Consider the following 18448-nt stretch of genomic DNA (forward strand, 5'->3'; position numbering starts at 1 on the left):
ATTCAATGGTTGATTCCTGTTGACGTTCGCAGCCTCCGCGGACCCTGGACCCGGAGAAACTGACACGTGTCGATAGAGCTGATGGATGTGACGAAGCGGTTCGGTACCGAGGCCGCCGTCGATCACCTTTCCGCCGGTGTCGCGGAAGGGGAGTTCTTTGTCGTGCTTGGCCCGTCGGGCTGCGGAAAGTCCACGCTCCTTCGTCTCATCGCCGGGCTGGAAGAGCTTGATTCCGGGACAGTGGGCCTGTCGGGAAAGCAGGTCGCAGGACCGGATCTGCATCTGGCACCGGAAGCACGGGGCGTCGGCGTCGTATTCCAGTCCTATGCGCTCTGGCCGCACATGGACGTACTCCGCAACGTTGCCTTTCCACTCGAAGCCAGGGGGGCGCGGCGAGCCGACGCCGAACGGCAGGCCCGAACCCACCTGGAGACCGTGGCGCTGGTTCCCTTCGCCGAGCGTCTCCCTGCCGATCTGTCGGGTGGGCAGCGCCAGCGGGTTGCCCTGGCGCGCTGCCTCGCCAGCCAGGCCGGGGTCGTCCTGATGGACGAGCCCCTGGCCAACCTGGACCCGCATCTGCGCGGCACCATGGAGCATGAACTGCGGGACTTTCATCGGACGACAGGGGCCACCACGCTCTACATCACCCACGACCAGCGGGAAGCCATGGCGCTGGCTGATCGGATCGCGGTGATGAACAGGGGCCGGTTCGAACAGGTGGCAACCCCGGACGAACTCTATGCCCGGCCCCGCAACGCCTTCGTTGCAGGATTCGTCGGGACCGGGGCCATCGTCGCAGCAATCCGGAGCAGTGACGACGATCTCCGGTTCGGTCCCTGGTCCCTGCCCGTCACCGGCAAGGGAGCAGAAAGCAGCACTACCGCCGAACAGGTCCTGCTGCGGCCCGAGTGGCTGAGCATTGATGGTGAGGCCGGAAGCCCGGTCCGGGTCGAGAGCGTGACCTACCGGGGTGGTCACTGGGAATGTCAGGCTGTCGTTTCAGGCACCTCACATTCACTGGTCCTGAACCTCGACAGTCCCGCCCGGCTGGGCGATACCCTGCCGGTCAGCATTCGAAAAGCCTGGGTCCTTCCTGAGCAGGCCTAGCATTTGCCGTTTCGCCATCCGTGTCAGTCGCGCCAGGGCACGACGCCCGGCGGCGCACGTCGGCCTGCGATATCCAGCACCAGCATCAGCATGATCGTGGCAAGAACCGTGACAACCGACATGGCTGCTGCCAGCGTGGTGTAGCCGCCGTCCTCGTAGTTGAAGATCGTCGTGCCGATCGTTTCGTTGCCCGTCGACCAGAGCAGGGCAGACACCGTGACCTCGTTGTAGGCCGTGAGGAAGACCAGGATCGCACCTGAAGCTGCCGCCGGAGCCACCAGCGGCAGGAAAATGCGGAACAGCCGCCGTCCGAACCTGGCACCGGCCACCCGGGCCGCATCATCCAGGCTCGGGTCGATCTGCAGGTAGGCGGCGGCGACCGGTTTCAGCGCGACCGAGAGGAAGGCGGCAAGATAGGCCACCAGGATGATCAGCAGGGTGTTGTAGATCGACATCTCGATCAGCGGCAGGGGACGGATGAAGGCCAGGATGCAGGCAATCGAGATCACCAGGCCCGGCAGGGCGTAGCTGACATCGGCCAGACCGCTAATGGACGTTGCCGCGCGCCGCGCCACCCCGCGTCTTCGGATCAGGAAAAACCCGATTCCGACTGAGTAGGCCGCCAGCATCACGGCCGCCAGTCCTGCGATCAGGGTCGAATTCATGAAGGCGCGCAGGGTGACGGACTGGGTGAGCAATATCTCTTCGAAGTTGGCACCGGTCAGGGTCGACAGCGTGAGCCGGACGCCATAGGTCGGTGTCAATGCCGTTGCCAGCAACGACAGCATGGGCAGCACCAGGACGCCGCAGACCAGCACCAGCAGGACAAGTTCGACCAGCAACCGCCAGCGCCCCAGCCTGAAACCGAGGCTTCTCTGCGGCAGGCCGATAAGCTGGGCATGGCCGCGCCGCTGCAGATGCGCCTGCAACCCGACTGCCGTGATCGCCATCAGACCGACAATCATGGAAATCATCGAAACATTGGTCAGCATCTCGGGACCGAAACTCGACATTCGCCGCCAGATCAGCACTGGCAGCGTGGTGTATCGGGCAGGAATGCCCAGCAGCGCCTGGATGCCGAAGTTTCCCAGCGCGGAGACGAAGGCCAGCGCGAAGGCCGCAATCATGTTCGGCAGCAGCAGCGGCAGCACGATACGACGCAGCATCAGCCAGACGTTGGCACCAAAGACCCGAGATGCATCCGACAGTTCACCCGGCAAGCTGCGCAGGGCGGCAAGCATGACAAGAAGCACGAGTGGCCCGTGCTGTATTGCCAGCAGGGCCACGATACCCTCACGGGAATACAGGGGGTGCGTCGTTCCGATCTCGGGGGCGATGCCGAGCCAGAGCAGCAATGCACTGCCGGGGCCAAGTGCCTGGATCCAGGCGATGGCGGTAACATGGGGCGGTATCATCATCGGCAAGAGGACCAGGAAGATGAAGAAGCCCCGAGCCCGCGCATCGGTCAGGCCCACCAGGCAGGCCAGGACGGTCCCGTAGACAAGGGCGAGAAGGGCGGACAGCAAGCTCGTTTCGAACGAATGCCAAAGTGCCCGCTGCACCGACCGCCCTTGCAGCGTTTCCAGCAGCGGCACCAGTGAGAGCCTGCCTGTCGGAGCCACCCCTTCCAGCAGGATCATCAACAGTGGTGTGCCGCAGATCAGCCCCCCCAACAGCAGAAGAGCGGCGAGGGTCATCCCCTCGCCGCTCCGGTTCTGTTGGCCCGGACGTGACACGCCGGGAACTCTCGGTCTCAGGTCAAGGCTCACCCGCCGAAGATATCCTCGAACTTCAGGCGATAGCGATCAGCATTCTCAAGCGCGTCGGAAGGATCGAAGTCCATCAGCCTGATCTGGTCACGGGCCGGGAAGCCCTCGGGCGGTGCAATCGCGGGATGGGCCGCCAGGTAGCCCTGGTCCGCGGCCATCTGCTGGCCTGCCGGTGAAAGCAGGAAATCGACGAAGGCCTTTGCTGCTTCGGGATTCTTCGCCGTGGACAGGATCGCGACCGGCTCGGTCACCGCAGAGACACCTTCCTTAGGGAAGACGAACGCGACCGGCGCACCCTGCAGCCTGTTGCGGATCGGCAGGAAGTCCACGACGAAACCATACAGCTTCTCGCCACCGGCGATGGCCTTGTATGTGCCGCCGTTGCCGCCCTTCGGGTTGGCGCCCTGGTCAGCCAGTCCCTGGTAATAGCCCCAGCCCAGGTCGGGATTGGCGGTCAGCGCGGCCATGTGGATCGTCGCAGCACCGGAGGTCAGCGGCGACGGCATGGCAATGCGGTCCTTCGCTTCCGGTTTCAGCAGATCCTTGTACGACTCAGGCACCATCGGTGCACTGGTGTTGTACATGATGCCGGTCGTGATCAGCTTGGTGGAGAAGTAGAAACGATCCTTGTCCATCAGCGCCGGATCATAGGCGGCCACATCCGCGCCGGAATGGGCCATCAGGCGGCCTTCCCGCTTCAGCCCTTCCATGGTCACCATGTCGGCAATCAGCAGGATGTCGGGCTGCGGCGCACCGGCGGCGAACTCCGCGCGCAGCTTCGCCATCATCTTGGTGGTGCCGTCACGGACCCACTCGACTTCCACGCCCGGGTTGGCGGCCATGAACACGTCCATGGTCTGCTGGGCATCCTTGTTGGGCTGCGATGTATAGACAACCAGCTTGCCGGAAGCGGCCTCCGCCACACCTGCACCCAGTCCGACGGCGAGCATTGTCGCCAGCACGAAACGTCTCATGGATTCATCCCCCTGGAAGATGTGAAATTCACCAATGCGGCCAATACCGCATCCTGGCGAGGGCCGAACCTAGGGGCGGATTGTGACAGACGTCGGACAGCAGACAGTCGGGGCAGCCCTGCACAGTTCTGCCCCCCGCAGGCAAACCTGCCAGGTCATCGGCGAGGAATGAAACAGTCTCAGAGGTCGCGCACATCCGCCAGCTTGCCGGCGATCGCGGCTGCGGCTGCCATGCCGGGGCTGACCAGATGGGTGCGCCCGCCACGCCCCTGACGGCCCTCGAAGTTGCGGTTGGAGGTGGAGGCGCAGCGCTCGCCCGGTTCCAGCCGGTCGGCGTTCATCGCCAGGCACATGGAGCAGCCCGGCTCCCGCCAGTCGAAGCCGGCCTCGACAAAGATCTTGTCCAGCCCTTCCTGCTCCGCCTGCTCCTTCACCAGGCCGGAGCCGGGAACGATCATGGCATGCACGTTGGCGGCAACCTTGCGCCCCTTCGCCACGGCGGCGGCGGCGCGCAGATCCTCGATCCGGCCATTGGTGCAGGATCCGATGAAGACCTTGTCGATGGTCACATCGGTCAGCTTAACACCCGGCTGCAGGCCCATGTAGGCCAGCGCCCGGACCAGCGAGTCGCGCTTGATCTCATCCTCGATATCCGCCGGGTCGGGAACCCGCGCGGTGATCGGGGCCACGTCCTGGGGGCTGGTGCCCCAGGTGACATGCGGCGTGATGTCGGCGGCGGTCAGTTCGATGACCTTGTCGTAGTGCGCGCCCTCGTCGGAGACCATGGTCTTCCAGTATTCCACCGCCTGCTCGAAACCACCGGCCTTCGGCGCCATGGCCCTGCCCTTCACGTAGTCGAACGTCTTCTCGTCGGCGGCGATCAGACCGGCGCGCGCGCCTGCCTCGATCGACATGTTGCAGACGGTCATGCGGCCTTCCATCGACAGGTCGCGGATGGCCGAACCGGCATATTCGATGACATAGCCCGTGCCGCCCGCCGTGCCGACGACGCCGATCACGGCCAGCACCAGATCCTTGGCGGTGACGCCTGGGTTCAGATCGCCCTCGATCTTCACCAGCATGTTCTTCGACTTCTGCTGCAGCAGGCACTGGGTGGCAAGCACATGCTCCACTTCCGACGTGCCGATGCCGAAGGCCAGCGCACCGAAGGCGCCATGGGTCGCGGTGTGGCTGTCACCACAGACAATGGTCATGCCCGGCAGGGTGAAGCCCTGCTCCGGCCCGATGATGTGGACGATGCCCTGGCGGATGTCGTCCATGCCGAAGTAGGGCACGCCGAATTCGGCGCAGTTCTTCTCCAGCGTCTCGACCTGGATGCGGCTTTCCTCGTCGGCGATACCGGCGGAGCGATCGGTGGTGGGCACGTTGTGGTCGGCCACGGCCAGGGTCGCATCCGGCCGACGTACCTTGCGCCCGGTGTTGCGCAGCCCCTCGAACGCCTGCGGGCTGGTGACCTCATGCACCAGGTGCCGGTCGATATACAGGATCGCCGACCCGTCATCGCGCGTCTCCACGACATGCGCATCCCAGATCTTGTCGAACAGCGTCTTTGCCTGGCTCACGTCAAATCTCCTCCACCCAGCACGGGCCGCGCGTCAGCGCGCACGACCCCTGGCCGGGATCACCCGCCCGACCGGGCGCTATCCCTATGCCCAACTGCGAATGTCGTCAATCGGGGAGGCGCAATGGCCACCCGGACCGCCTGATCAGAACGGGATCTCGTCGTCCAGGTCGCTGCCGCCGCCACCGAAATCGTCGCCGCCACGGTCATTGCCGCCGCGTGAGCCGCCGCCGCCGGAACCACCACCGTAGCCGCCGCCCCCACCGGAACCGCCGCCATAGCTGCCGCCACCGCCGCCACCTTCACCGCGGCTGTCGAGCATCTGCAGGTCGCCGCGGAAGCGGTTGAGCACGATCTCGGTGCTGTACTTGTCCTGGCCCTGCTGGTCGGTCCACTTGCGGGTCTGGATCTGGCCTTCGATGAACACCTTGGCACCCTTGCGCAGGTACTGCTCGGCGACCTTGGCCAGGTTCTCGTTGAAGATCACGACGCGGTGCCACTCGGTACGCTCCCGGCGTTCGCCGCTGTTGCGGTCGCGCCAGGTCTCCGAGGTCGCGATGCGCAGGTTCACCACCGGATTGCCGTCCGGCATCCGCCGCACCTCCGGGTCCGCCCCCAGATTGCCGACCAGAATGACCTTGTTGACGCTGCCTGCCATGTCCCCGCTCCGTCGAAATATTGTGTCTGCCTGTTCCATCCCTCTCCCCCTCCCGCCCACCCATTTCAGGATACTTGCGTGGGTGGCCGGGAGGGGGAGAGGGATGGAACAGGCCACGAACCATTCATGCCCTTATAGCCGCTGCGGTTCGGGAGTCGCCAGAAGAGTCTGGCTGCGACGTCAGGGGACTCGCCTTGGGGGTGCGTGCACCCTATGTTCCTGTTTCAGGAAATGCACGGGCGACCCAGCCCCTGCCAGGCGCTTCCCCCGGAATGGTGGTTTGTAGATGCAGAAGATGATCAGCGTCCGTGGGGCGCGGGAACATAATCTGAAGGGTATCGACGTCGATATCCCCCGCGACCAGCTGGTCGTGATCACCGGCCTGTCCGGGTCCGGCAAGTCGTCACTGGCGTTCGACACGATCTATGCGGAGGGGCAGCGGCGCTATGTCGAGAGCCTGTCCGCCTATGCGCGGCAGTTCCTGGAACTGATGCAGAAGCCCGACATGGACAGCATCGAGGGGTTGAGCCCCGCGATCTCCATCGAGCAGAAGACCACGTCGAAGAACCCCCGCTCGACCGTCGGCACGGTGACGGAGATCTACGACTACATGCGCCTGCTGTGGGCGCGGGTCGGCATCCCCTACTCCCCCGCCACCGGCCTGCCCATCGAGAGCCAGACCATCAGCCAGATGGTTGACCGCATCATGGCGATGCCGGAGGGGACGCGGCTGTACCTGCTGGCCCCCATCGTGCGCGGGCGCAAGGGCGAGTACCGCAAGGAGTTCCGTGACCTGCGCAAACAGGGCTTCCAGCGCGTGAAGGTGGACGGCGAGCTGTACGAACTCGACGACATGCCGACGCTGGACAAGAAGCTGAAACATGACATCGACGTGGTGGTGGACCGCGTCGTGGTGCGCGACGACATCGCCACCCGCCTGGCCGATTCGCTGGAGACGGCGCTGGCGCTGACCGACGGCATCGCGGTGACGGAAAATGCGGATGATGGCGAGCGGACGATCTTCTCCGCCAAGTTCGCCTGCCCGGTTTCCGGTTTCACCATCGACGAGATCGAACCGCGCCTGTTCTCCTTCAACAATCCCTTCGGAGCCTGCCCGGCCTGTGACGGGCTGGGGACGGAGATGTATGTCGATCCCGACCTGGTGGTGCCCGACACGACCCTGACGGTGCGTGGCGGCGCGATTGCCCCCTGGTCCAGGACAACCAGTCCCTATTACCTGCAGACCCTGGACAGCATCCTGCGCCACTACCGCCAGTCGTCGAGCACGCCCTGGGAGGAACTGCCGAAGAACGTGCAGGACGTGCTGCTGTTCGGTTCCGGCGATGAAACCATCGAATTCACCTACGACGACGGCATGCGGAGCTACAGCACCAACAAGAGCTTCGAAGGTGTGGTGCGGAACCTGGAACGGCGCTGGAAGGAAACCGATTCCGCGCGGATGCGGGAGGAGATCGAGCATTTCCAGGCGGTTACCCATTGTTCGGTCTGCGAGGGGCATCGCCTGAAACCGGAAGCTCTGGCGGTGAAGATCGACGGCATTCACGCCGGCCACGCGGCCAGGTTCTCCATCCTGGAAGCCGCCAACTGGTTCAACGCCCTGAACAGCAAGCTGACGCCGAAGCAGCAGGAAATCGCCGGTCGCATCCTGAAGGAAATCAACGAGCGTCTGGGCTTTCTGGTCAATGTCGGGCTGGAGTATCTGACCCTCTCGCGCAACTCCGGCACCCTGTCGGGCGGCGAGAGCCAGCGCATCCGCCTCGCCTCCCAGATCGGGTCGGGCCTGACCGGCGTGCTCTATGTGCTCGACGAACCGTCGATCGGGCTGCACCAGCGCGACAACGCGCGCCTGCTGGAAACGCTGAAGAACCTGCGCGACCTGGGCAATACCGTGATCGTGGTGGAGCATGACGAGGAGGCCATCATGGCCGCCGACCATGTCATCGACATCGGCCCGCTGGCAGGCATGCATGGCGGGGAACTGATCGCGGAAGGCACGCCGGAGAAGGTGATGCAGGCCCCGAAGAGCATCACCGGCCAGTATCTCTCCGGCATGAAGCAGGTGCCGGTCCCGGCGAAACGGCGGGAGGGCTATCGCGACCGGTTCATCCGCATCGTCGGCGCCAGCGGCAACAACCTGCGCAACGTCAATGTGACCCTGCCGCTCGGCACCTTCACCTGCATCACCGGAGTTTCCGGATCGGGCAAGTCGACGCTGACCATCGAGACACTCTACAAGGCCGTGGCGCGGCGGCTGCACAATGCCAAGGCCGGCCCTGCCCCGCATGAGCGGATCGACGGGCTGGAGTGGCTGGACAAGATCATCGACATCGACCAGTCCCCCATCGGGCGCACGCCACGGTCCAACCCGGCGACGTACACCGGGGCCTTCGGACCAATCCGGGACTGGTACACCGGCCTGCCGGAGGCCAAGGCGCGCGGCTACAAGGCCGGCCGTTTCTCCTTCAACGTCAAGGGCGGGCGCTGCGAGGCCTGCCAGGGCGACGGCCTGATCAAGATCGAGATGCATTTCCTGCCGGACGTCTACGTCCAGTGCGACGTCTGCAAGGGCAAGCGCTACAACCGTGAAACGCTGGAGATCAAGTTCAAGAACAAGTCGATCTCCGACGTGCTCGACATGACGGTGGAGGAAGCACAGGAATTCTTCACCGCCGTGCCGTCCGTGCGGGAAAAGATGGACACCCTGATGCAGGTCGGCCTCGGCTACATCAAGGTCGGGCAGCCTGCGACCACCCTGTCGGGCGGCGAGGCACAGCGGGTGAAGCTGGCCAAGGAACTGGCCAAGCGCGCCACCGGCCGCACGCTCTACATCCTCGACGAGCCGACCACTGGCCTGCATTTCGAGGATGTGCGCAAGCTGCTGGAAGTGCTGCACGCCCTGGTCGATTCCGGTAATTCGGTGATCGTGATCGAGCATAATCTGGAGGTCATCAAGACCGCCGACTGGGTCGTTGACATCGGCCCCGAAGGCGGTGACGGCGGCGGCTATGTCGTCGGTGTCGGCACGCCGGAGGAAGTGGCAACCGTCAAGGAGAGCTACACCGGGCGCTACCTGGCCGACATACTGGCCCGGCGCGGGTCGAAGTCGGGTACGCCGAAGAAACCCGCGAAGCCGAAAGCCAAGGGATCGACGACGCGCAGGCGCAAATCGGCGGCCTGAGGCAGCGGGGCGGCGGGGTTCGGGTATGTCCGAGTTCGTGTCGGCAACCCCTGCGTTCCCGGTTCAGGACATCGACCGAGCCGTGTCCTTCTATGAGAAAAAGCTCGGCTTTGCGCCGGTGGCAAAGGGCCCGGGCTTTGCGCTGCTGTCCCGCAACAGCGTCTTGCTGCAACTCTGGCTGGCCGATGACCGGCGCTGGAAGGAACGCACGAACATCGATCCGATCATCTCCGGTGCGGAGTCCTTTCTCGCCGGCACCGCAAGCTGCCGTATCGAAGTGACGGAGATCGAAACGCTCCACGCCGCCTGCCGGGAGCACGATATCGTTCATCCCAACGGGCCATTGAAACGTGCCGACTACGGGGCATTGGAATTTGCCGTCCTGGACCACGAAGGCAACCTGATCACCTTCTTCCAGCCGGTTTGACATCCAGGCACGCTTGACCAGCGAAAGCCGTGGGTTGCGGCCACGTGTTTTGACCTTAGACTTCCCGCGAATTCAGACGGGGAGGATATGGTCCGATGCAGATGGCTCTGACGCAGTTCATTCGACGCAACGCCCAGATTACACGCAACGCGGTCGCGACAACCTTCGGGGAGCGGTCGCAGGACTGGACCGGATTCCAGAACCGCATCAGCCGCCTGGCCGCCGGGCTGCAGGGCCTGGGGGTCACGCCGGGGGACCGGGTGGCGATCCTGGCCAACAACTCCGACCGTTATCTCGAATACTTCTTCGCGGTGCCGTGGTCGGGCGGTGTCTTCGTGCCGATCAACACGCGACTGGCGCCGCCGGAGGTGGAGTACTGGATCAGCGATTCCGGCAGCCAGATCCTGTTCATCGACGACGACTTCCTGCCCTATCTGCCGAAGCTGCAGGGCAAGATGCCTAGCGTGCAGCACATCATCTATGTGGGTGACGGTGCCGCGCCCGAGGGTCTGCTGCACTACGAGACCCTGATTCAGGAGAATGAACCGGCGGAAGACGCCGGCCGCAGTGGCGAGGATCTGGCAGGCCTGTTCTATACCGGCGGCACCACCGGCGTGTCGAAGGGTGTCATGCTGAGCCACCGCAACCTGGTCTCCAACGCCATGCACGTGATTCACGACATGGAATTCAGCGCCGACATGATGTACCTGCATGCCGGTCCGATGTTCCATCTGGCGGACGGCACCGCGACCTTCGGCGCGACGGTGCTGGGCGCCGGTCACTGCTTCATCCCGAAGTTCGAACCGGCGGCAGCGCTGGAGGCACTGGAGAAGTATCGGGTCACCAACACCCTGTTCGTGCCCACCATGATGAACATGGTCGTCAACCACCCCGACGTGACGAAACGGGACATCTCCAAGCTGCGGGGCATTCTCTACGGCGCGTCCCCGATGCCGGAGGCGGTGGTGCGCAAGGCGATGGAACTGATGCCCAATGTCGGGTTCTACCATGCCTATGGCCAGACGGAATGCTCCCCCCTGCTGACCCTGCTGAAGCCGCGCTATCACGACTTTGACGGCCCGGATGCTCATCTTGCCAAGTCGGTCGGTCGCGCCACCATCGGTGTCGAACTGATCATTCTGGACGCGGATGGCAACGAGGTGCCGCGCGGCGAGGTCGGCGAGATCTGCGCCAAGGGCCCGAACGTCATGCAGGGTTACTGGAACAAGCCGGACCTGACCGCGCAGACCATCCGCGACGGCTGGATCCATACCGGCGACGGCGGCACGATGGACGAGGACGGGTTCGTCTTCGTCGTCGACCGGGTGAAGGACATGATCATCTCCGGCGGCGAGAATGTCTATTCGGCCGAGGTGGAGAACGCGATCTATCAGCACCCGTCCGTGGTCGAATGCGCTGTCATCGGCGTGCCTGACGACAAGTGGGGCGAGCGGGTTCATGCCATCGTCCGCCTGCAGGAGGGTGAAACGGTGGATGAGGCCGGGATCATCGCCCACTGCCACGCCCTGATCGCCAACTACAAGTGCCCGCGCTCCGTCTCCTTCCGCACCGAACCGATGCCGCTTTCCGGTGCCGGCAAGATCCTGAAGACGGACCTGCGCAAGCCTTACTGGGAAGGCAAGACCAAGCAGGTCAACTGATGTGACCTCCACGTTCAGGATTGGCGGTGGTGCCGGGTTCTCCGCGGACCGGCTCGACCCGGCGGTCGATCTCGCGCGCGACGGTGCACTCGATGCGCTGGTCTTCGAATGCGTGGGGGAACGCACGCTGGCGTTCGGTCATCGCGACCGCCGCGCCGATCCGGCGAAGGGCTACAACAGTCTGCTGGAAACCCGGTTGCGGGCGGTCTGGCCGCTGACCGCCGCCAGCGGCTGCCGCATCGTCACCAACATGGGTGCTGCAAACCCGGTGGCTGCCGGACGTGCGGCGCAGGGTGTTGCCCGGAACGCGGGGCTGGACGGGCAGATCGTGGCCGTGGTGCTGGGTGACGACGTGACTGATCGCATCACCCCGGATACACCCCTGCCCCACTCCGGCTGTACGGTCGGGGATATTGACCGGACCCTGATCGGAGCCAATGCCTACATCGGTGCCGACGCGATCCTGCCTGCACTGGAAACCGATGCCAGCCTGGTCATCGGCGGGCGGCTGGCGGATCCGTCGATGTTCCTGGCGCTGCTGCGCCACCGCTTCGGCTGGTCGGCGGACGACTGGCCGCTGCTGGGGGCAGGCATACTGACCGGGCATCTGATGGAGTGCGGGGCCCAGATCACCGGCGGCTATTTCGCCGACCCGGGCCACAAGGACGTCCCCGACCTGGCCTTCGTCGGCTATCCCATCGCCGAGGTCACGGCAGACGGCACAGTCACCATCACCAAGCTGCCGCAGGCAGGCGGCATGGTCACCATGGCCACGGTGAAGGAGCAGTTGCTTTACGAGGTGCATGATCCCGCCCGCTACCTCACCCCCGATGTCACCGCGGATTTCAGTGCCGTGCAGGTCATCGATCAGGGCGCAGACCGGGTGGGCCTGCGCGACGCCTCCGGCACCGCACGTCCGGAGACGCTGAAGGTCACTGTCGCCTTCGATGGCGGCCTGCTGGCGGAGGGCGAGATTTCCTACGCCGGGCGCGGCGCGGTCGACCGGGCGCGGCTGGCGGCGGAGATCACCGAAACCCGCCTGCGCCGGGTGCATGGGGTGACCGAGGATCTGCGCTGCGACCTGATCGGCGTGCGGTCCCTGCACGCTCACGCGGACTATGGCTCAGAGCGCGCGGACACCGATGTGCGGCTGCGGGTGGCGGGCCGCTTCCGCGACCGCGAACGGGCGGAGGCGGTCTTGTGGGAGGTGGAGTCACTGCTTTGCGCCGGTCCTGCCGGTGGCGGCGGTTTCAGGGGGCGCATCACGCCGTCGATCGTCACCCACGACGCCTTCCTGCCCAGAGCCGACGTGCCGACACGGGTGGAGGTGCTGCGGACATGAGCCGGACAGTCCAACTGCGGGAGATCGCCCACGCCCGTGCCGGCGACAAGGGCGACACCTCCAACATCTCGCTCTGGGTCAACGACCCAGCAGACTTCGAGACCGTGCGACAGCAGATCACCGCCGAAGCCTTGAAACAGCACTTCGGCTCACAGGTCGATGGCACCGTCACACGTCATGAAATGCCTCATCTGCACGGCCTGAACTTCATCCTCACCAGCGCCCTTGATGGCGGAGTGAATGGCTCCCTGAATCTCGACGGGCACGGCAAGAGCTGGTCCTTCATCCTGCTGGACATGCCGGTGGAGATCGACTGACGCCGCACCCGTATCTGATACGGGTACGCAGCCTTTCAGCACCGGCGCTGCACGATGGGCTCCCCGGCTCAGGCCTCGACGTCGTCCACATCCGCCTGGCCGGAGATACGGCGGCGCACATGGCTCCAGCTGACGCCGATACCCAGGACCGTGGCCGCGACCGTCAGGATCAGCCAGGTCACCAGATCCCGGTTCCCCGTGTCCAGCAGCCGCAGGTCGGCAAGCACCCAGAACAGGGCCCCGAACAGCGCCACCACCAGCATGATGCCGAACCCGCCGATGGAGCGCCAGGTAGCGCGCAGGAAGATGACATAGGCGATGAACAGCACCACCCCGGCCAGTGCCTTGTAGGGCAGCTCTGCGGTCAGATCGCGCAGAACCCAGGTCACATAGGACCAGGGAGTCGGATTGTAGGTCGCGAAGACCAGAACCAGCGCGATCACCCAGCGCTTGATGAAATCTCCGAAATCGAAATGCATGGCCGCGCCTACGCCTTCTCGATATTGACGGCGGTATCATGGAACAGGCCGCCGCCCACAGGCGCACCGGGATCGGCGCTGGTCAGGACGTTGATGCCGATGCCGTCGACGAAGGCATCGTTGGGCCAGACGGACTCGACGATGACGATCCCCTGCTGCACACCCTCGAAGGGTTCTGCATGTACCCGCGTGGCACCGTTGGCATTGCTCAGGCGCACCAGATCACCGGCCACCACACCCAGTTTCTCCGCGTCCTTCGGGTTGAGCTTCACTGTCGGACGGACCTCGCGCTTCTTCGAGCCCGGGGTCTCGGTGAAGGAGGAATTGAGGAAGCTGCGCGCCGGGCTGGTGCCCATGCGGAACGGATAGGCATCCGTCGCCTTGTCTTCCCGTCCCCAGTAGTCCGGGAAGGTCGGCATGCTGTCCGGGGCACCATTCGGGCCAAAGCCCTGCGGCGCATTGCCGGACCAGTTGGCCGAGAAGTGGAACTTGCCATCCGCATGGCCGAAACCGTCGAGGTAATGGGCCTCCCGGAACTCCGGCTGCACATCGATCCAGCGGCTGTTCTTCAGGGTCTCGAAGTCAGGCCAGCCGGAGGCCTGCAGCGTCCAGTCGATGATCTCCTCCACCGACATGTCGAAGCCGCGATGCTCGGCCCCCAGCCGCTTCGCCAGATCGCAGATCACGTCATGGTTCGACCGGCACTCTCCCGGCACATCGATGGCCTTCGGGCCCAGCAGGATGTGCTGGTGCCCACCGCCCTGATAGAGGTCCGTATGCTCCAGGAACATGGTGGCGGGCAACACGACATCGGCCATCTTCGCCGTGTCGGTCATGAACTGCTCATGCACCACCGTGAAAAGGTCTTCGCGCGCGAATCCCGCGTGCACCTTGGCCAGTTCCGGGGCCACCATCATCGGATTGGTGTTCTGGATGAACAGCGCCTTCACCGGCGGACCGTCCCCCAGGTCGCGCTTGTCGCCCATCAGGATCGGGCCGATACGCGACTGGTCGAGAATGCGGGTGCTGCGCCCGACCACGTCCAGCCCCTCGATCAGTTCCCGGTTCCAGTGATAGATCGCGCCATTGTTGTGAAACGCGCCGCCGCCCTCATGCTGCCAGGCCCCTGTCACCGCCGGGATGCAGAGTGCCGCATGCATGTTCACCGCGCCGTTGCGCCCGCGCGTGAAACCATAGCCGAGGCGGAAGAATGTCTTCGGTGTGGTGCCGACCAGCGCGGCAAATGCCTCGATCTCCTCCACGGTCAGACCCGTGATACCGGCGGCCCATTCCGGCGTCCTGTCCTGCAGATGCGCCTCCAGCCCTGCCGGATCATCGGTGTACTTCGCCATGTAGTCGCGATCGGCATGGCCATCCCTGAACAGGACATGCATCACCGCGCAGGCCAGCGCGCCATCGCTGCCCGGGCGCAGCACCAGCCCCATGTCGGCCTGTTCGATGGTCCCGTTGCGGTAGATGTCGATGGCGACGATCTTCGCACCCCGCTCCTTCCGCGCCTTCATGGCGTGGGTCATGACGTTGACCTGGGTGTTCACCGGGTTGGTGCCCCAGATCACCACGCAGTCGGACTTCGCCATCTCGCGGGGGTCCGCGCCGGCCAGTTTCCCCGTGCCGGTGATATAGCCCGCGAACGCCATGGTGGTGCAGAAGGTGGCGTGCATGCGGCTGTAGCGCTTGGCGTGGCGCAGACGGTTGATGCCGTCCCGCATCACCAGCCCCATGGTTCCCGCATAGAAATATGGCCAGACCGACTCGGCGCCGAAGTCCCGCTCCGCCGCCTGCAGCCCCTCGACGACCATCGTCATGGCCTCGTCCCACGTCGCCTGGCGGAACTGTCCCGATCCCTTGGGGCCGGTACGGATCAAGGGGTGCATCAGCCGGTCGGGATGGTGCACCCGCTCCGCATAGCGCGCGACCTTGGCGCAGATGACGCCATCGGTATAGCTGTTGTCCTTCGCGCCACGAACCCGGCCGATACGCTCCGGCGTCAGAACCTCGACCTCCAGCGCACAGGTGGAGGGACAGTCATGCGGACAGGCCGAATAGGCCAGTTTCACCGGAGCATTCATCGGGCGGTTTCCTTCCCCGTGGAGCGGCTTCTCTTCAACATGACGCAAGCATAGTCACGAACCGGACGGGATAGAAGCCGCCGTGCGGCGGCTCCTTTCCGCTCCGGATCAGTCCGGCTTCCGCTGGGCAAACGTGCGCTCCAGCGTGGTGCGCCAGTCCTCCGCCTTCAGCACGTCGTCCGGGCGATAGTTCAGCAGACGCAGGTAGCGTCGGCGGATCGCGTGATCGACCACATCGACGTCGAAGATGTTCAGCGCCGCCGTATCCTGTTCATAGGCATACATGGTCGCCAGCCCGCCCCCGGTCAGCCATGACAGGATGGCCCGGTTCGTGCCGCCATGCGCGACGATCAGCATGGTCTTCCAGCCATCCTGCAGCAGCACTTCCTCGATTCCCTTTGTCACGCGGGCGTAGAAATCGGCATAGGCCTCGCCACGCGCGAAACGCGCACCGGGTTTCGCGGCGTGCTCCATCGAATAGACGAACTCGTCAATGGCCTCCGACCGGGTCATCAGATCGGTGGCGCCCGACTTGATCTCCCGCAGGTCCGGGGCGACCTGCAGGCTCGGATCCGAACGCCCGCCCAGCGCCCCCTCCGCCGTCTGTCGCGTCCGCAGCAGACCTGTGCAATAGGCTAGGTCGAAATGGGTATCCGCCAGCAGTTCACCCATCATCCGGGCCTGGTCCTGTCCCCGCTCCGTCAGCGGCACCAGATCCGGGTCCGCGACGCGTTCCCCCCTGTCGTTGTAATAGCGCACATCACCATGACGCATCAGATAGACGCGACGGCGGTTCCCGGCCGGATTGTCCATGTTTCTCGCTCTCCCCTTGATTGGTGCATGCCTTCATAGCACCGCCAGACGCCAATGAAATGACAGCTCCAGCCCGGCGGGCCGCTCAGGATCCGATCTTCAGCGTGCTGACCAGTCCCTCCAGCGCCGCGATGGCCGACAGCGGCGTCAGGCGCCCGGTTGCCGGGTTGCCTTCCGAGGGGACACCCGCGATCTCCATCCGAAACCGCGTACTGTCCGCCTCCACCTCGATCACATGCGTGTTGCGGCTGACACCGGGATCGGCCCAGATCTCGTAGCGTGTTCGGTCCAGCCCGATCCCCGCCAGCGCCAGCGCCACCGAGACATTGACGTTGGCCGGGAACTTCTGCGCCGCATCCCGCACCGCGCCCTCATAGAGTTTCAGTGGCTCCCGCAGATCGGTCAGGTCGATTCCCTGCTCCCGCACATGCGGGGTATTGATCAGGCCCACGGGCGGCTTGCGGGTCATCATGGTGACGGAACTCACCTCCCCCTTCGCCGCCGCACGTACCGCATCCAGACCCAGGATTGCCCCGGTCGGGACGATGATCCGCGCGCCGGTGCGCTCGGCCAGGTCAACCAGGTCCATGTGCAGGATAAGCTGCGTCACGGTCAGCGGCACCAGGATCAGCCCCTGCCCCAGCACCCGCTCCGCCAGCGGGCGAAACAGTTCCGGCGGTAGCCCCTCCACCACCACATCCGCGCCATCGCAAAGCGCATCCAGGTCGCGGATCGGCGGCGGCGTCCTGAAACCGGCCATCTTGCGCGCGGCGCCTTCCTGGTCCCGCGCGCTGACGGCATGGAGCGTCAGGCGGTCCTGTCCGGCATCCAGCCAGCGTGCGAGCGGCAGGCCCACGGCCCCCAGCCCGGCCACGGCAACCTTCAGCGGCTTGGTCGGTATGTTCGGCATATTCGGCTCTCCCCCTGCGCTCAGCGGACCACGGCACCGGCCTGCCGCAGCAGGGCATCCCGTCGCCCGCCCTGATGGTGGGCCAGACAGATCGCGGCGGCCAGGGCGTCGGCGGCATGTTCGTTGGCAATCACCGCACCGGGCAACAGGGTCTTCACCATCAGGTGAATCTGTTCCTTCGCCGCATGACCGGTGCCAACCACCGCCTTCTTGATCGCATTCGGCGCATATTCCGTCACCGGCAGGCCGTTCAGCGCCGCCACCAGCAACGACACCCCGCGCGCCTGTCCCAGCTTCAGTGTGGAGACCGGGTTCTTGTTGACGAAGGTCTCCTCCACCGACGCGATGTCGGGCTGCCAGTCGGCGATCACCTGCTGGATGCCGTCATGCAGCTGGCGCAGGCGGGTGGCCAGGTCATCCTTCGCGTTGGAGGTCACGGCACCGTCAGCTACCCAGCTCAGGCGGTTGCCGCGCTGGTCCACGATGCCCCAACCAGTGGCGCGGAGGCCAGGATCAAGGCCGATCAGTCGCGTCGTCTGCACGTGGCACCTCCAGCGTATGCGAATCAGGCAGACCAGAGTGCCACAGTCCGCTGCAGGTTTCACTTTCGTTCCCTGCGCCGGATGGTACCCTGTCGCAATGCAGCAAGCCGCCCCCGAATTCGATTTCCGACTGAGTCCCTACCGATCGCTGGGGCCGCGCGGATTCCTGATCGTCATGAGCCTGATCGCGGGCGTGAGCTTCATCACAGGCCTGCTGTTCATGCTGAAGGGTGCATGGCCGGTCTTCGGCTTCTTCGGCCTGGACGTGGCCCTGATCTGGTTCGCGTTCCGCCAGAACTACCGCGCAGCGCGGACGGAGGAGCGGCTGTACATTCAGGGCAGTGATCTGGTCGTTTCACGGCACCATGCCAACGGACGACAGCAGATCTGGCGCTTCCCGGCCTACTGGGCGCGCTTCGACCTGACCCCCCACCACAGCGGCGACAATGTGCTCAGCGTCGCCAGTCACGGGAACCATCTGGCCATTGGCGGGTTTCTCTCGGCGGAGGAGCGGGTGGAACTGGCCGACGAGCTGACCGTGGCCATCCGGAACTGGCGCACCCGTCGCCCGGCCTGAA

General features: G+C 65.0%; 16 protein-coding genes. 7 read left to right on the forward strand and 9 right to left on the reverse strand.

What is annotated here, in order from left to right:
* Window positions 1-66 precede the first annotated feature (66 nt).
* Window positions 67-1107: an ABC transporter ATP-binding protein gene (locus QGV55_RS11235; RefSeq protein WP_281016722.1), complete on the forward strand. Its 1041-nt coding sequence runs from the start codon at window positions 67-69 to the stop codon at window positions 1105-1107.
* A gap of 23 nt (window positions 1108-1130) precedes the next feature.
* Here the strand turns inward: QGV55_RS11235 and QGV55_RS11240 are convergent, their stop codons facing one another.
* The 4 genes from QGV55_RS11240 to QGV55_RS11255 form a co-directional block, all read right to left on the reverse strand.
* A complete protein-coding gene (locus tag QGV55_RS11240; RefSeq protein ID WP_281016721.1) occupies window positions 1131-2804 on the reverse strand; it encodes an iron ABC transporter permease in 1674 nt (557 codons plus the stop codon).
* A 68-nt stretch (window positions 2805-2872) separates the two neighbouring features.
* Window positions 2873-3850, reverse strand: a complete 978-nt coding sequence (locus QGV55_RS11245) for an ABC transporter substrate-binding protein (RefSeq protein WP_281016720.1) — start codon at window positions 3848-3850, stop codon at window positions 2873-2875.
* Between the two features lie 179 nt (window positions 3851-4029).
* Window positions 4030-5433 carry a 3-isopropylmalate dehydratase large subunit gene (gene leuC, locus QGV55_RS11250; protein WP_281016719.1) on the reverse strand — a complete coding sequence of 468 codons (1404 nt, stop codon included), beginning with the start codon at window positions 5431-5433 and terminating at the stop codon, window positions 4030-4032.
* Between the two features lie 144 nt (window positions 5434-5577).
* On the reverse strand, window positions 5578-6090 hold the full coding sequence (locus tag QGV55_RS11255; protein ID WP_281016718.1) for a single-stranded DNA-binding protein: 513 nt from the start codon (window positions 6088-6090) through the stop codon (window positions 5578-5580).
* 286 nt (window positions 6091-6376) lie between these two features.
* Between QGV55_RS11255 and uvrA the strand changes: the two genes are divergently transcribed.
* The 5 genes from uvrA (at window position 6377) to QGV55_RS11280 (ending at window position 13036) form a co-directional block, all read left to right on the forward strand.
* On the forward strand, window positions 6377-9289 hold the full coding sequence (gene uvrA, locus QGV55_RS11260; RefSeq protein ID WP_281016717.1) for an excinuclease ABC subunit UvrA: 2913 nt from the start codon (window positions 6377-6379) through the stop codon (window positions 9287-9289).
* Between the two features lie 25 nt (window positions 9290-9314).
* Window positions 9315-9716, forward strand: coding sequence for a VOC family protein (locus QGV55_RS11265; RefSeq protein ID WP_281016716.1), 402 nt, complete (start codon window positions 9315-9317; stop codon window positions 9714-9716).
* 95 nt (window positions 9717-9811) lie between these two features.
* Window positions 9812-11377 carry a long-chain-fatty-acid--CoA ligase gene (locus tag QGV55_RS11270; RefSeq protein WP_281016715.1) on the forward strand — a complete coding sequence of 522 codons (1566 nt, stop codon included), beginning with the start codon at window positions 9812-9814 and terminating at the stop codon, window positions 11375-11377.
* A 1-nt stretch (window position 11378) separates the two neighbouring features.
* Complete coding sequence (locus tag QGV55_RS11275) at window positions 11379-12719, forward strand: acyclic terpene utilization AtuA family protein (RefSeq protein ID WP_281016714.1); 1341 nt, start codon at window positions 11379-11381, stop codon at window positions 12717-12719.
* Window positions 12716-13036, forward strand: coding sequence for a hypothetical protein (locus QGV55_RS11280; RefSeq protein ID WP_281016713.1), 321 nt, complete (start codon window positions 12716-12718; stop codon window positions 13034-13036). Before QGV55_RS11275 ends, QGV55_RS11280 begins: the two co-directional genes overlap by 4 nt.
* A gap of 68 nt (window positions 13037-13104) precedes the next feature.
* Here QGV55_RS11280 and QGV55_RS11285 read toward each other — a convergent pair whose 3' ends face one another.
* From QGV55_RS11285 to ruvC, 5 genes are all read right to left on the reverse strand, one after another.
* Window positions 13105-13515, reverse strand: a complete 411-nt coding sequence (locus tag QGV55_RS11285) for a DUF6524 family protein (protein ID WP_281016712.1) — start codon at window positions 13513-13515, stop codon at window positions 13105-13107.
* Window positions 13516-13523: 8 nt separating this feature from the next.
* Window positions 13524-15605 carry a molybdopterin-dependent oxidoreductase gene (locus QGV55_RS11290; protein WP_281016711.1) on the reverse strand — a complete coding sequence of 694 codons (2082 nt, stop codon included), beginning with the start codon at window positions 15603-15605 and terminating at the stop codon, window positions 13524-13526.
* Between the two features lie 108 nt (window positions 15606-15713).
* Complete coding sequence (locus QGV55_RS11295; RefSeq protein WP_281016710.1) at window positions 15714-16418, reverse strand: histidine phosphatase family protein; 705 nt, start codon at window positions 16416-16418, stop codon at window positions 15714-15716.
* 85 nt (window positions 16419-16503) lie between these two features.
* Window positions 16504-17328, reverse strand: a complete 825-nt coding sequence (locus tag QGV55_RS11300; protein WP_281016709.1) for an aspartate dehydrogenase — start codon at window positions 17326-17328, stop codon at window positions 16504-16506.
* A 20-nt stretch (window positions 17329-17348) separates the two neighbouring features.
* On the reverse strand, window positions 17349-17870 hold the full coding sequence (ruvC, locus tag QGV55_RS11305; protein WP_281016708.1) for a crossover junction endodeoxyribonuclease RuvC: 522 nt from the start codon (window positions 17868-17870) through the stop codon (window positions 17349-17351).
* Window positions 17871-17967: 97 nt separating this feature from the next.
* On the opposite strand from ruvC, the gene QGV55_RS11310 reads away from it, so the two are divergent.
* Window positions 17968-18447 (forward strand): DUF2244 domain-containing protein, encoded by a 480-nt coding sequence (locus tag QGV55_RS11310; RefSeq protein WP_281016707.1) that lies wholly within the window; start codon window positions 17968-17970, stop codon window positions 18445-18447.
* The last annotated feature ends 1 nt before the right edge of the window (window position 18448 follow it).

The sequence above is a fragment of the Minwuia sp. IMCC3009 genome, assembly GCF_029909415.1.
Taxonomy (GTDB): Bacteria; Pseudomonadota; Alphaproteobacteria; order Minwuiales; family Minwuiaceae; genus Minwuia.